Below are 522 nucleotides of genomic sequence, written 5' to 3' on the forward strand. Positions count from 1 at the left end.
CCTTTGTGTCGTCGCTCGTAACAAACGAGAATAATACGGTATCGAGACAGCTGGACAAGGTGGCCGAGTTCATTAAGGAAATGAGCTATAGCGGTGCAAGTGCGCTGCTATCGGTGATTTTTGATGAGTTCTCGTCATTGAACGAGCGGCAGAAAGCGAGATGGTATCTCCTCTCAGGAATCGTGGATTGGCACGCGGGAGATGTCAGTGGCGCAGTGCAAAAGTTTGATACGGCATATGAGACCTACCCGGACGATGACCGAGTTGCGTCCGGAAAGGTGCGTGGCCTTTTGCTTTCTGACCATCTTGATGACGCGTTTGACATCGCTGAGAGAGCGCGCTCCCGTTTTCCCGATTCTGCTCACGTATGGCTTGCTTGGGCCAATACGAAAATCGCACTAAAGCAGTTTCTTGCTGAAGCTGATTTGCCAAGGAAGTTCGAAGGCAACGCTGATGCGTTGCAGATGATGGCAATTAGCTTTCATGATGCGGGGAACCGAGCGTTGTCCCTCACATATGCTG

Annotated in this window: 1 protein-coding gene; it reads left to right on the forward strand. The window is 51.1% G+C overall.

Annotated elements, in window-relative coordinates:
* Positions 1-59: 59 nt before the first annotated feature.
* Positions 60-522, forward strand: a 463-nt coding sequence (locus tag J5M57_RS28055) for a hypothetical protein (RefSeq protein WP_207938485.1), incomplete at its 3' end; no start/stop codon positions are given.

This window comes from Pseudomonas sp. 86_A (assembly GCF_017491705.1).
Classification (GTDB): domain Bacteria; phylum Pseudomonadota; class Gammaproteobacteria; order Pseudomonadales; family Pseudomonadaceae; genus Aquipseudomonas; species Aquipseudomonas koreensis.